The 14,249-nt window shown below is 50.0% G+C and carries 11 protein-coding genes and 1 other RNA gene; 2 read left to right on the top strand and 10 right to left on the bottom strand.

The annotated features are described in order from the left end of the window. Positions 1-3 precede the first annotated feature (3 nt). The gene (locus DWZ45_RS02655) at positions 4-768 is read right to left on the bottom strand and encodes an ABC transporter ATP-binding protein (protein ID WP_118467468.1); all 765 of its coding nucleotides are present in this window, start codon (positions 766-768) and stop codon (positions 4-6) included. Between the two features lie 419 nt (positions 769-1,187). Here DWZ45_RS02655 and pyrB point away from each other — a divergent pair, with 419 nt between their 5' ends. Beyond that, complete coding sequence (pyrB, locus tag DWZ45_RS02650; protein ID WP_107001544.1) at positions 1,188-2,111, top strand: aspartate carbamoyltransferase; 924 nt, start codon at positions 1,188-1,190, stop codon at positions 2,109-2,111. Continuing rightward, positions 2,105-2,530: an aspartate carbamoyltransferase regulatory subunit gene (locus DWZ45_RS02645; RefSeq protein ID WP_107001545.1), complete on the top strand. Its 426-nt coding sequence runs from the start codon at positions 2,105-2,107 to the stop codon at positions 2,528-2,530. Before pyrB ends, DWZ45_RS02645 begins: the two co-directional genes overlap by 7 nt. A gap of 136 nt (positions 2,531-2,666) precedes the next feature. On the opposite strand, the gene DWZ45_RS02640 is transcribed toward DWZ45_RS02645, so the two are convergent. From DWZ45_RS02640 to DWZ45_RS02600, 9 genes are all read right to left on the bottom strand, one after another. Beyond that, the gene (locus tag DWZ45_RS02640) at positions 2,667-4,094 is read right to left on the bottom strand and encodes an alanine/glycine:cation symporter family protein (protein WP_117795155.1); all 1,428 of its coding nucleotides are present in this window, start codon (positions 4,092-4,094) and stop codon (positions 2,667-2,669) included. Between the two features lie 100 nt (positions 4,095-4,194). Then, an RNA gene (rnpB, locus tag DWZ45_RS02635) (RNase P RNA component class A) lies at positions 4,195-4,542 on the bottom strand. 44 nt (positions 4,543-4,586) lie between these two features. Then, positions 4,587-6,239, bottom strand: a complete 1,653-nt coding sequence (locus tag DWZ45_RS02630; protein ID WP_118467466.1) for a nucleoside kinase — start codon at positions 6,237-6,239, stop codon at positions 4,587-4,589. Positions 6,240-6,251: 12 nt separating this feature from the next. Next, positions 6,252-7,052 (bottom strand): Nif3-like dinuclear metal center hexameric protein, encoded by an 801-nt coding sequence (locus DWZ45_RS02625; RefSeq protein WP_118467464.1) that lies wholly within the window; start codon positions 7,050-7,052, stop codon positions 6,252-6,254. Further along, positions 7,039-7,806, bottom strand: coding sequence for a class I SAM-dependent methyltransferase (locus tag DWZ45_RS02620; RefSeq protein ID WP_118467462.1), 768 nt, complete (start codon positions 7,804-7,806; stop codon positions 7,039-7,041). Before DWZ45_RS02620 ends, DWZ45_RS02625 begins: the two co-directional genes overlap by 14 nt. A gap of 43 nt (positions 7,807-7,849) precedes the next feature. Continuing rightward, entirely contained in the window at positions 7,850-8,965 is a 1,116-nt protein-coding gene (rpoD, locus tag DWZ45_RS02615; protein ID WP_022359694.1) for an RNA polymerase sigma factor RpoD, read from the bottom strand. Positions 8,966-9,169: 204 nt separating this feature from the next. Beyond that, the gene (gene dnaG, locus DWZ45_RS02610; protein ID WP_118467461.1) at positions 9,170-11,083 is read right to left on the bottom strand and encodes a DNA primase; all 1,914 of its coding nucleotides are present in this window, start codon (positions 11,081-11,083) and stop codon (positions 9,170-9,172) included. 10 nt (positions 11,084-11,093) lie between these two features. After that, positions 11,094-12,101 carry a deoxyguanosinetriphosphate triphosphohydrolase gene (locus DWZ45_RS02605; protein ID WP_118467460.1) on the bottom strand — a complete coding sequence of 336 codons (1,008 nt, stop codon included), beginning with the start codon at positions 12,099-12,101 and terminating at the stop codon, positions 11,094-11,096. A 324-nt stretch (positions 12,102-12,425) separates the two neighbouring features. Continuing rightward, positions 12,426-14,108 carry a carbon starvation protein A gene (locus tag DWZ45_RS02600; RefSeq protein WP_022359691.1) on the bottom strand — a complete coding sequence of 561 codons (1,683 nt, stop codon included), beginning with the start codon at positions 14,106-14,108 and terminating at the stop codon, positions 12,426-12,428. Between the last annotated feature and the right edge of the window lie 141 nt (positions 14,109-14,249).

Here is a 14,249-nt window from a genome sequence, read left to right as displayed (position 1 = left end):
GTTTTAGCCTTCTATTTTCCCATCTTCCTTACCCATTTGCCGATTCTCCTCTATCTTCACAATCTTACCATCGATAATATGGAAGATCCGGTCCGCATACGCCGCCAGATGGTTATCATGCGTGACCATAACCAGCGTCTGGTTCTGTTCCCGGACGATCCGCTGCATCAGTTTCAGCACATCCATCGTCGTGTGCGAATCCAGATTTCCAGTCGGCTCGTCTGCAAAAATGATCTCTGGATGTACCACCAGCGCCCGTGCGATGCCGACACGCTGCTGCTGCCCGCCGGACATCTGGTTCGGCATATGATCGCCGACTTTTTCCAGTCCGACCATTTTCAGATATTTTTCCGCCATCTCCCGGCGCCTGACGCGCGGCACACCGCGGAAGGACAGCGGAAGCGCTACATTTTCAACCGCATTCATCGTACCGAGCAGGTTATATGACTGGAAGATAAATCCGACCCGCTCCCGGCGGAATGCCACCAGCTGGTTCTCGTTTAATTTTTCTATGTGCTGTCCGGCTATGACAATCTCGCCCTTCGTCGGCTTCTCCAGCCCCGCCAGCATATTCAATAAGGTAGATTTACCCGAACCGGAGGTACCTACAATCGCACAGAATTCGCCACGGTACATCGTAAAATCAACGCCGTTCAGCGCGTATACCTTCGTCTCGCCGACGCGGTAGACTTTATATAGATTTTTTACCTGTATGACAGGTTCCCGTTTCCGGAGTTCATTCTTCCCCGGCACTTTCCGCTCTTCCATCAGCCTTCTCCATTTTCTAACTTATTTCATGCTCCTGAATATTCCATCGAAATCCATTCCTGACAACCTGGATTTATACAAGTTTCAACCATTGCAATTCCAGTTCTTCTTTCTACATTATACCGGATTTGTTTCAATTCTCCTACCTTATTTTTCTTAATGTTCCTTACGCTTTTCTTACCAGATTTTTCACCCTGTCTGACCGTTCCTTACGCTAATCTATTTTGCCCTGGAAAGTCATTTTTATTTCCTATTTCATCGCAGGTAATCTTCCAGCCGTCATCACATTGTCCATATTTTCTATCCCCCCTATTCATATTTTTTATATCACAGATCATTAAAAGCTATAGCAATCCATCTGGAAATGTTTTATAATAGTTGGGAAAAATATGCTAATACGAATAGAGAAGGAGAATCAAATGAGACATTTGCTGAATCCACTGGATTTTTCCGTTGAGGAGATCGACCAGCTTCTGGATCTCGCTTCCGATATCGAAGCCAATCCAGCCAAATATGCACACGTCTGCGACGGAAAGAAAATCGCGACTCTGTTTTATGAGCCAAGCACCCGTACACGCTTAAGTTTTGAGGCTGCTATGCTGAACTTAGGGGGACGGGTTCTTGGCTTTGCTTCTGCCGATTCAAGCTCTGCTTCCAAGGGCGAGAGTGTGGCAGATACCATCCGCGTTATCTCCTGCTTCGCAGATATCTGCGCGATGCGCCACCCGAAGGAAGGTGCGCCGATGGTTGCTTCCCTGCACTCTTCCATCCCGGTTATCAATGCCGGCGACGGCGGTCACCAGCATCCTACGCAGACCTTGACCGATCTGATGACGATCCGTTCTTTAAAAGGACGCCTGAACAATTTAACAGTCGGTCTGTGCGGCGATTTGAAATTCGGACGCACGGTTCACTCCTTAATCAATGCGCTGTCCCGCTACACAGGCATCCGTTTCGTCCTCATTTCCCCGCCGGAACTGCGCGTCCCGGATTATATCATTGAGGATACACTGAATGCAAAGGGAATCGAGTACAAAGAGGTTGAAAACCTGGATGAGGCGATGCCGGAGCTTGATATTCTCTACATGACACGTGTCCAGAGAGAGCGTTTCTTCAACGAGGAAGATTACATCCGTATGAAAGACTGCTACATTCTCGACAAAAAGAAGATGGAACTTGCCCGTGATGATATGTTTGTGCTCCATCCGCTTCCGCGTGTCAATGAGATTTCCGTTGAGGTGGACAACGACCCGCGTGCCGCTTACTTCAAACAGGTTCAGTACGGCGTATACGTCCGTATGGCTCTGATCATGACTTTACTGGAGGTGGAAAAACCATGTTAAATATCAGCGGATTAAAAGAAGGTTTTGTTCTGGACCACATCCAGGCAGGACGCAGTATGGATATTTACTTTAAACTGGGGCTGGACAAGCTGGACTGCCAGGTGGCTATTATCAAAAATGCGCGCAGCAGCAAGATGGGACGCAAGGACATCATCAAGATCGACGGCAGCCTTGATCTGGTAAATGTTGATGTGCTCGGCTACATCGATCACCGTATCACGATCAACATCATCAAGGATGGAAAAATCGTAGAGAAAAAAAATGTCAAGATGCCGAAAAAAATCACGAATGTCATCCACTGCAAGAACCCGCGCTGCATTACCTCGATCGAGCAGGAGCTTCCGCATATCTTCTATCTCGCGGATGAGGAAAAAGAGGTATACCGCTGCCAGTACTGTGATGAGAAGTATTCGCTGTAAATTCTCCTGAATATATCAAATGAATATCAAAAAAGCCATGAACGACTTTTCTGTAGATTTACAGATCATAAGCGATTTCATGGCTTTTTATTATTTTCCAGATTATAGATTCCAAAAGTGCCTACCCTTGAACATCTTAATTCCAGAACTCTGTCTTACCTTCCAGCCCGATACTCTCAGCCTTGAAGCACGGATTCTTGCCTTCCTTTTTCTGCACCAGGTAATCATCCAGACATTTGAGCGCTGTATTTCCCAGAATCACGATAACCGGCAGGTTGATGATCGCCATGATACCCATGAGGACATCCGCGAGATCCCATACCAGACCGAACTGGAGCTGTGCGCCAATGAAAACAACTACCACCGCAAACAGGCGGAACACATTCATTTCTTTATTTTTCAGCGTGCGGCCTGCGATGTAGTTGAGACATCCTTCACAGTAGAACAGGTTGCCGAGCAGCGTCGTGAATGCAAAGAGAAGAAGTGCAAATGTGATGAAGTACGGTCCAATCACACCAAATATTGTTCCCAGCGATTCCTGTACAAACGGAGCGCCTTTCAGCTCTTCCGACGGAACGATGCCGGTGCAGAGACACATCATCGCAGTTGCCGTACAGATGAGGATCGTATCGATGAAAACAGAAAGCATCTGTACCAGTCCCTGCTTAACCGGATGGCTGACATCGGCCGCTGCCGCCGCGTTCGGTGCAGAACCGACACCCGCCTCGTTGGAATACAGACCTCTCTTAATTCCCTGCATCATGGCAGAACCTGCAAATCCGCCGAAGATCGCCTTGAAATCAAAGGCATTGGAGAAGATATTGACAAATACCTCCGGGAGTCTTCCGATGTTTAAGATCATGACCGCAATCGCCATCAGGATGTAGAAAACGCCCATAAACGGAACCAGCACGCCGGTAATGCGGACAATCTGTTTTCCGCCGCCTATGATACAGATGCCGACCAGAATCGCCAGAATGGCGCCGCCGATCATCGGAACCAGGCTCCTGTCCCCCATCATAAATTGATGGTAAAAGCCGTAATTCGACATGCTGTCAATTAGGTTAAAGGACGCCAGCATATTAAAACCGCCAGCATAAGTAGCAATCAGGGCAATCGCGAAGACAACGCCCAGCGCACGGCTCTTCAGCGCCGCCTCGATATAATAAGACGGACCTCCGTAGCTTCCGCCGGATGCGTCGCGCTTCTTATAAATCTGTGCCAGCGTACTCTCAACAAAAGCCGATGCGCCGCCGACAATCGCGATCAGCCACATCCAGAACACCGCGCCGTAACCGCCGATCGCGATCGCATTGGCTACACCTACGATATTGCCTGTGCCGACGCGGCTCGCCGTCGATACCATCAGCGCCTGAAATGCGGATACGGAGTTGCTGTCTGTCTTTTCTCCGACTACCCGGATTGATTCCGGAAGCAGACGGAGCTGTACGAAACGGCTTCGGAGTGTGAAATACAGTCCGACCGCCAGCAGCATGATAATCAACAGATAGCTGTACATAACATTGCTGATCACACCAACGAGTGATGCAAATCCTTCTAACATAAAATTTCCCCCTTTTCTTTTGTATGCAATATAGAAAAAAGAGCCGCTGCCGGATAAAGATGCTCTTTGGTATCTGCATTCGGCAACAGCCCTCTTAAATGATTTGAGCAAAACGGTAAGCCGGGTTATGTCGTTGAATGGTCATCTATCTAGTCCTGCTGTCGCCAGCAGGCTCAAGCGACCTACCCGAGAGCAGACGGGCCGCCTTGCGCTCTCTGTTCGGTCTTGCTTCGGATGGGGTTTACATGTGCCCCGGCTGTTACCAGCCGGGCGGTAGTCTCTTACACTGCCCTTCCACCCTTACCCGGTAAACCGGGCGGTACATTTCTGTTGCACTGTCCTTGGAGTCGCCTCCACCAGACGTTATCTGGCATCCTGCCCTGTGAAGCCCGGACTTTCCTCACCTGCAGCCTTTCGGTTCTGCAGCCGCGACCATCTGTCTTACTCAAAACATCCTAACTCTACCATATTTTCAGGCATTTGTCCAGTCAATCATACTTTAAAACAGCTCCCGCCGATAAATTCACGCACGATCGAATTGTGCGGCACCTGTTCACTGCTGACACCCAGAAAATAATCAAGAAATTTGAGCAGCCGCTTCGCCTCACTGTACTCCGCCGAATCACGCGGAACACTATATAGGATCGGCTCCGCATACTGTTTGAGCACCGAAAACTCATATAAAAATGCCGAATTGAACATCGCATCCGCCTGTTCCTGATATGGGAAAATGTTCCGTTCCTCGCCCCGGCGGACGGAATCCCACATCCGGATCGTGTCCTGTGCCGACGCGCCGCGCGTTCTCGCATCGCGGACCATCCGCCGGATCAGACGTCCGTCCGTCGTCGGAACGCGGTTGTGATCGTCGATATTTAACTGGGTCAGCGCACTGATATAAATCTTAAATTTCTTATCACGCGGCAGTGAATACGACAAATCATCATTCAAACAGTGAATTCCCTCGATGACCAAAATATCCTCCGCCCCAAGCTGCAGAAAATCGCCCTTATATTCGCGCTCGCCCTTGACAAAGTTGTAAACCGGCAGCTCCACGCGTTTTCCCGCCAGAAGTGCTTCCATATCTTCATTAAACTGTTTCACATCGATGCAGTTTAACGCCTCATAATCGTAATTTCCGTTCTCATCCCGCGGACTGTCCACACGGTTGACAAAATAGTTGTCCACCGCGATCGGATGCGGTTTCAGTCCCAGCGCACCGAGCTGAATCGACAGACGGTGCGAAAAAGTTGTTTTTCCCGAAGAGGACGGTCCCGCAATCATGACCAGCTTGCGTCCGCTCTCATGAATCTGCTCCGCGATATCTCCGATCTTCTTTTCCTGCAGCGCCTCCTGCATCAGGATCAGGTCGTTCATGCGCCCCTGCGCGATCGTATCGTTGAGTGTTCCCACGTCAAATACACCGAGCTTGTGACCAAGCTTTTCTGCCTCCTGCTGGACATCAAACAATTTTTTCTGCGGATGGAACGGCTGAATCGCCTTCGGCTGCTTCTTGTTCGGCAGACGCAGGATAAATCCTTCCTCGTACATCTGTAAATCAAAATATTTGAGATACCGGGTGCTCATGACCATATATCCGTAGAAATAGTCGTCATAATCGCCGAGCCGGTAAACATTGACCCGCGACGCCCGCCGGTAATTGAACAAACGCGCCTTGTCATACATGCCCTGCTCCTGGAAATGATCCATCGCCTCATCCGTATTTTCACTGCGCTTTAAGAGCGGAAGATCCAGCTTTACCAGGCGCTCCATTTCCTCCTTTGCCTGATTTAAAAGCTTCTGGCTGAGTGTCACCTCGCCTTCCACTTCGACATACAGACCATTTTCCACGGAAAAGCAGACCGTCAGATTCTTTAGATGATCTTTCCCCACCACATCCTGAAAGGCTTTCATCATCAGAAAAACGGCACTTCTCTGATATGCCAGATAGCCAGCCGTATCTGCCGCTGTGATAAATTCCATCTGGCAGTCCTTCTGCAGTGTTTTATGCAGCTCCCGCAGCCGTCCATTTACCGAGACCAGAAGAATATCATTCTCGTAATTCTTCTGATATTCCTCCGCAATCTCCGCGTAGGCGGTTCCCTGCGGATATGTTTTTATCTCACTCCCAATCCGTACCTCCGGCATGTAATCCCCTCCCTAAACAATCTGGATTGGAAACGCCGGTTTCTCCCGTACAACCTTCACGGCATCACCCAGCTTCCTCATCAGATATTTCTCCATAAATTCTGTAAAAATGTGTTCAATTCCATAATGTCCGGCGTCAATGACCGCCATGCCCTGTGCAACCGCGTCGATTCCTTCATGATGGCTGATATCTCCTGTGATATAAACCTGCGCCCCGGCTGCCAGTGCCTCTCCCATCGTGCTTCCTCCCGCGCCCGGGCAGACCGCCGCTTTCTGAATCACTGCCTCACCGTCCAGCTTACCGAATACCGCCGCATACGGCAGGCCAAATGCCTCCTTGACCCGCTCGGCAGCTGCCTGCAGCGTCATCGGCTGTTCGAATCGTCCAGTGCATCCGATTCCGTAGGAAGTGCCGTCCCCGGTCTCTCCCATTTTCTCTAAAACCTCACAATCCGTCAGTCCCAGCTTCTTTGCCGCCAGATCTGCCATGCAGCCCGGCGCCGCGTCAAAATTGGTGTGCATCGCATAGTAGGAAATATCATCCTGAATCATCCGCAGGACTCTTCTGCCGATGAAATTCTGATCGGACACCTGCTTGATTCCTTTGAAAATAAGCGGATGGTGCGTCAAAATCATATCCGCCCCCGCCTGCTCTGCCTGCTCAATCACAGAATCGGTGGCGTCCACCGCCAGAAAGATCGTCTTCACTTCCTTCCCGCTGCGCCCCGCTAAAAGCCCCGGATTGTCCCAGTCACATGCCATGCTGCGCGGCGAAAGTGTTTCCAGGATCTTGATAATCTCACTGCATTTCATGTCTCGTCTCCTCTATCAGCGCCAGATAGGCGGTCAGTTCGTTGATGCGCGCTCCACGGCGGCTGATCGCCGCCTCTCCCGCTTCACTGGCTTCTAAAGTTCTCTTCTTGTTCTGGGCATCATTTTCTGTCAGCCCTGCCAGCACCTGCCGCGTCATCTTCTCTTCTTTCTCCAGATACGCAAGCAGCACCGGATCTTTCTTCCGGATCAAATCGGCTCCAAAACGGTAATCCTGCTCTCTCCCCGGCCGCATCGTGCCTCGCGCCGCTTCTATCACTATGTAATATTTTCCCTCGTCCGTCACCATCGCTTCCCGGAGAATCGAAAATCCCTGTTTTTCCAGAAAATGACGCACTTCGTCCTGCTCCGACTGCGGCGACAGAATCAGGCGTTCTTTTCCCTCGCTCCAATTCTCCCACACATGGCGTCCCTGTTCCAGAATCCGGCAGGTCAGTTTTCCGCCCATTCCTGCGATCACAACTGTGTCTGCCTCGCCTGCCTTCAATTTTGCCAGTCCGTCTGACAGGCGCAGTTCAATTTTCCCGGAAAGCCCCACCTCTTCCACGTGTTCTTCCGCCCGCTCCAGCGGGCCTTTCCGCACATCCATCGCCAATGCCGACGGGCACACGCCCTTCTGCACCAGCCAGATCGGCACATAACCGTGATCGGTGCCGATATCTGCCACCCGGCTGCCCGGCTGTACAAAAGAAGCGATCCGTTCCAGACGCTTCGAGAGTTTTACTTCTGTCCGCATGATTTATTCTCCTGTGTTCTACTTTTTATTTCTTCTTTCCAGATCATTCATCCAGATAATCCTTCAATTTTTTGCTCCGGCTCGGATGGCGCAGCTTCCGCAGCGCTTTCGCCTCGATCTGGCGGATCCGCTCGCGGGTGACATTGAACTGCCGTCCTACCTCTTCGAGCGTGCGCGGTCTGCCGTCGTCCAGGCCAAAGCGCAGACGCAGCACCTTCTGCTCCCGCTCGGTCAGCGTATCGAGCACTTCCATGAGCTGTTCATGCAGCAATGTATAGGTTGCCGCATCGACCGGAACCTGCACATGATCGTCCTGAATGAAATCGCCCAGATGACTGTCTTCCTCCTCGCCGATCGGTGTCTCCAAGGAAACCGGATCCTGTGAAATCTTCATGATCTCCCGCACACGCTCAACCGGCATCTCCATCTTTTCCGCGATCTCCTCCGGGGTAGGTTCCCGTCCAAGTTCCTGTAAAAGCTGTCTGGAAGTCCGGATCAGACGATTGATCGTCTCCACCATGTGAACCGGAATCCGGATCGTCCGCGCCTGATCCGCGATCGCGCGCGTGATCGCCTGACGGATCCACCAGGTTGCATAGGTGCTGAACTTAAATCCTTTTGAATAATCATATTTTTCAACCGCCTTGATAAGACCCAGATTTCCTTCCTGAATCAGGTCAAGGAACTGCATACCTCTGCCGACATAGCGCTTCGCAATGCTGACAACCAGGCGCAGATTCGCCTCCGCCAGACGTTTTCTGGCATTTTCATCTCCCAGCTCCATCCGCTTCGCCAGTTCAATTTCCTCTTCCGGGGAAAGCAGCGGCACTTTTCCGATCTCTTTCAGATACATCCGAACTGGATCATCGAGGCTGACGCCATCCGGGATGCTGAGATCCAGGTTGTCCACGTCGATCGGCTCCTCCTCCTCGCCGTCTTCAAAAAGTTCTGGCTCCATGTCCTCATCGTCATCCATCCGGAGAACGTCTACATGATGATTTTCCAGAAAATCATAGATCTGATCGAGCTGTTCCGGGCTCAGTATCTCACCATGGAAATAATTCAATATTTCTTTATTGTCCAGTACATTTTTCTTTGTTTTTGCCAATTCCAGAAGCTGTGTGAGTTTTTCTTCAAATGTAACTTTTTTCTCTTCCATAGTTCGTCCTTCCTTCCATCCTCAGAACCTGCCCGACCATTTCCAATTTTGTTACTGAACACGCATACGTGTCCAGTAACGGAATTTGCCGTGGCTTCGCATTTCAATACGGCAAATTCCTGCTGCCACCACGTTTTCTTACGGCACTTTCGGTTCCAAAAGTGCCTACCCGTGTACAGTAACCCAATTTTTCCCAATCCGCAATCACTCCAACGTAATTACGAGCGAAGGCAATCCCGCCTGTTCCCGTATGAGCCGCTGCAGCTCATTCAAATCCGACGCCCGCCGGATCTGATCGTCGAGGCTGTTCTTCTTGATCCGGCGCACCGTCTCCGCAAATGCCTTTTTCTGCTCCTCATTGTTTAAGGATTCTTCCAGACTTGCATTGAAAAGCGCCGCGACTTCTTTATAATTGCCCTCGTCGTCGATAAAGCGGTTCAAAATCGCCGCCGGATTGACATTTCCAGCTTCCAGACCCTCAAATACAGCTTTTGCCGCTTCTTTATAAAGTGGTTTTACAAAATCCTCCGGTCCGATGATGTCCTTGATCCGGGCATATAACGATGGTTCTTCAATCAGCCATGTAAGAAGCAGGCGTTCTGAACGGCGGATGCCCTCGTCCTTCTCCTTCTTCCTGCCCACCGGTCTCACCGCCGGTCCCGCATTTCCCGGAAGCTCTGCATTTCCAGCACCGTGGTTTTCCGACACTGCCCCGGCACTGCCGACGCTTCCGCCTACCTCCCTGTTTTGTACAGCACCAGTCGTATTTCCGGTTCTATATGAATCACCATAGCGACCTGCATATCCGCCTACTGCCGTCTCCCCGACGCCATACCGGCTTCCGAGCTGGTTGACCAGCCGCCGCAGATCTTCATAATTGATAAAGTATTCCCGCGAAACCGCCTGTATATAATTATCCCGCTCCAGCGCCTCGCCAAATTCAAGCAGCTTGCGCGCCGTCTGATTGTAAAATGCCGTCTTCTGCTCCGGATCTTCCATATCAAAGCCGGCTTTCAGCACATCGATCTCATAGAGAAAGCTGTTTCTAGCCGTCTCGATCCGCTTTTCAAACTCCTCTGCTCCCAGGTTTTTCATAAATTCATCTGGATCCTTATACGGACGCATATTCAATACCTTGGTTGAAATTCCTGCCCGCTTGAGGATCGGAATCGCCCGCAGCGCCGCTTTGACGCCCGCGCCATCGCTGTCGTAGGTCAGAATGACCTGATCCGTATACCGCTTCAGAAGCGCCGCATGCTGCTCGGTCAGCGCCGTTCCCAGCGATGCGACCGCGTTCGTATAACCCGCCTGGTGCATGGAAATCACATCCATGTAGCCTTCGCAGAGCATCATATATTTCTTTCTCGAAGTACGCGCGTAATTAAGTCCGTATAGATTCCGGCTTTTGTCAAACAGCATCGTCTCCGGTGAGTTTAAGTATTTCGGTTCCCCGTCCCCGAGGACACGTCCGCCAAACCCGATCACCCGGCTGTTGACATCCATGATCGGAAACATGACACGGTTCCAGAACTTGTCCCTGGCGCCGCGCTCCTCGATCGTCACCAGCCCCGTATCCTTTAAAAGCTCGTCCTCATAGCCCTTGCTTTTCAGATACCGATACAGATCGTCGCTGATTTTATTGGAAAATCCCAGTCCGAACCGCCGGATCGTCTCATCCGTCAGCTTCCGCTTTACCAGATAATCATATCCTATCTTTCCCTGCGGCTGCTTGAGCTGGTAATAAAAATAATTGGCTGCCAGCTTATTGATCTCCAGAAGCGCCGCCTTGCGGTCCGCCTTCGCCTTTGCCTCTTTAGAATATTCCATCTTCGGCAGTTTCACGCCCGAACGGTCCGCCAGCATCTCAACCGCCTCGCGGAATGAATAATTTTCATATTCCATTACAAACGTAATCACATTGCCGCTGACACCGCAGCCAAAGCAGTGGTACATCTGCTTGGACGGCGACACCGAAAAGGATGGCGATTTCTCATGATGAAACGGGCAGAGTCCAAACAGGTTGCTTCCCTTCTTCTGCAGCTTCACGTATCCGGAAATCACATCCACAATGTCGCTACGCATTCTGACTTCCTCGATTACCTCTTCCGGATAATACATTTCTTCCTCCTTATACGCTCCAGGCTTTCGGAATAAACAATTCCTTAAACCGGTCAATCGCGTAAATATCTGTCATACCCGCGATATAATCGCATACCGCGCGCTCTTTCGTCTCATTTCTTATCTCCATAATCCGGTGGGATTCTTCCGGAAGTTCCTCCGGATGCGCCATATAATATCCATACAGCATCTCGATCATCTGCTGTGCGCGCCCTTCCTCCGCTTTCGCAATCCCGTCATGGTAGACATGGTCAAACATCCAGCGGCGCAGCCCGTGCATCGCCTCCTCGCGTTCCGGTGACATCGCCACCTCCGGCTTGTCCTGGCTATGCTCGATGATGTCGTGGATCATGATATTCAGCCGCTCATGCACACTGTTTCCCAGAATGTCCGTGTACTCCCGCGGCAAATCCTCTTCCTTCATGATCTTTCCCCGGATCGCATCATCTATATCATGGTTTATGTAGGCAATTTTATCTGAAAGCCGCACAACATTCCCTTCCAGCGTCGCCGGATGACCGCTCGTCCGGTGGTTCAGGATCCCGTTGCGAACCTCCCAGGTCAGGTTCAGCCCCTGCCCCTTCTGCTCCAGCACCTCCACAATGCGGACACTCTGCTGATAATGCGCGAACCCCTCGCTGCAGAGCCGGTTGAGCACCGCCTCCCCCGAATGACCAAACGGCGTATGTCCCAGATCGTGCCCCAGCGCGATCGCCTCCGCCAGAGACTCATTCAGCCGCAGCGCTTTCGCGATCGTGCGCGCTATCTGCGATACTTCCAGCGTGTGCGTCAGGCGCGTCCGGTAATGGTCGCCCTCCGGCGCCAGAAAAACCTGCGTTTTCTGTTTCAGACGCCGGAACGATTTGCTGTGCAGAATACGGTCGCGATCGCGCTGATACTCTGGCCGGATGTCGCAGAGCGGTTCTTTCCGCTCCCGTCCCCGTGTATTCGCACTCAGCGACGCATACAGACTCAGGGTTTCCTGTTCCCATTTTTCGATCGTTTCTCTGATATTCATCCAGATCCCACCTTTATTCAGAATAATTTACGGAATAAATTCGAAAGTTCGCCCATTATCTTATAATAATATCATATTTTTGTAATTTGGGACAGAGGTTTTCCATGGATTTTTGATCTTTTTCTATTTTCTTTTTTTATTTTATGTGGAAAGAAGGGGAATTATGACTACTTATTTCCATCTATTGAACAAAGGGGCTTAGAATGAAAAAGAGAAGACATCTGTTCTTTTGAATACAGACATCCTCTCTTTACTATCACACATACAAAACGTAACGGCTGTCCCCGATGGACCTCATCTACATTTTATTTTCACTTATTATTTTTACTTATCCGCTTTTTCAAGCAGTTTCTTGATACCCTGAATTGCTACTAATACACCCAGGATTAACAGCAGCACTGCAAATACAAGCTGCAGTGTATTTCCCAGATCCAGACCGGTCGTCATAAATGCGTTTGTGAGCTTTATGATGGTCATGCTCAGTGCAGTAAAGGTAACTGCCATCATGAACAGCATCGGCACCCAGAGCATCCAGCCCTGACGCTTGGTTTTCTTTAAGAATACTGCACAAGCTACAAGAGCAAGTACCGATAACAGCTGGTTTGCAGAACCGAATAACGGCCAGATCTCTGCATAGCCGACCTTGGTAAGCAGGTATGCGAGTACCAGTGTGATGATGGTTGCAAAATATTTATTGGTTACTACTTTTACAAACGGGCTCATATTTTCCTCGTCTGTGTCCGAATCCATGAAAAATTCCTGGAACGACAGACGTCCTACCCGGGCAACCGAATCCAGGGAAGTCAGTGCAAATGCAGATACCGCCAGGTTGATTAATGTAAATACAAGCGAATGCGGCAGACCAACTACGGAAAGAAAGTTTGCGATCGCGCCTGCAAAAATCTGCGGCTGGGTGGTAAGTCCCTGTGCTGCTGCCTCGCCATCTGCAAAGGAAGCAACTGCAATCAGTGCGATGATAGCAAGCATACTCTCCATCAGCATTGCGCCAAACGAAACTGGAAGCATGTTCTTTTCATTTTTGATCTGTTTAGATGCAGTACCGGAAGATACCAGAGAATGGAAACCAGAAACTGCGCCACAGGCAATCGTTACAAATAAAATCGGGAACATATACTGTCCATTTACATTAAAGCTTGTAAACGGTTTCAAATTACATGCCGGATTGGCCACAAATACACCGATAACTGCACCGACGATCATAAAGATCAGCAGATAGCTGTTCAGATAATCACGCGGCTGAAGCAGCGCCCATACCGGAGCGACACTGGCAATCAGAATGTACACAAAGATAATAATATGCCAGGTTCCAAGATCGACATAGACCGGGAAATTCAGTCCCAGTGCGATCGCTGCCACCAGTAATAAAATAGCGACGGCTGTGTTGATCCATTTGTTGAATTTGGTATATTTGAGGAAATATCCAAGTGCAACTGCCTCGATGATAAATAACATAGAAGTAGTTGCAACGGCTCCATTTGCCGCTATCTTTGTGACAGCACCTGCCTCATCGACCGTAAATCCCTTAAATGTTCCCGCTACAACGTCTGCAAACGCTGCAACAACCAGAATACAGAACAGCCAGCAGAATAAAAGGAATAATTTCTTTCCTAATTTTCCAATGTACTCTTCGATGATGTATCCGATTGTTCGTCCCTTATTTTTGACAGACGCATACATGGATGCAAAATCCTGAACGGCGCCGAAAAATACGCCGCCGATTAAAATCCAAAGCAGGACCGGAAGCCAGCCAAAAATTGCCGCCTGGATCGGACCATTGATCGGACCCGCACCGGCGATCGACGCGAACTGATGACCAAACACAACGTTTGTATCAGCCGGTACATAATCGACACCGTCCTCCATCTCATATGCCGGAGTTTTGGCATTCGGATCGATGCCCCACTTATTCTGGAGATAACGCCCGTACAGGAGGTATGCTCCTCCCAGAACAACGATGGCGATTATCATCATCATTACTCCACTCATAGTTAAACCTCTTTCCTTTGTTTATTTATAAAAAAACGCCTCTGCTATCCAGTCGGATAACAAAGGCGAATTTTCTATCCCAACAGCTTTCCCGATCCATCCAGTGACTCTCTGTATTTCCGTTCTTTTATGTCTTTCCAT

Source organism: Clostridium sp. AF32-7AC, from assembly GCF_003477925.1.
In the GTDB taxonomy this organism is placed as follows: Bacteria; Bacillota; Clostridia; order Lachnospirales; family Lachnospiraceae; genus Otoolea; species Otoolea fessa.
Note: the sequence above shows the minus strand (reverse complement) of the source record. Positions and strands in the feature narration are given on the sequence as shown.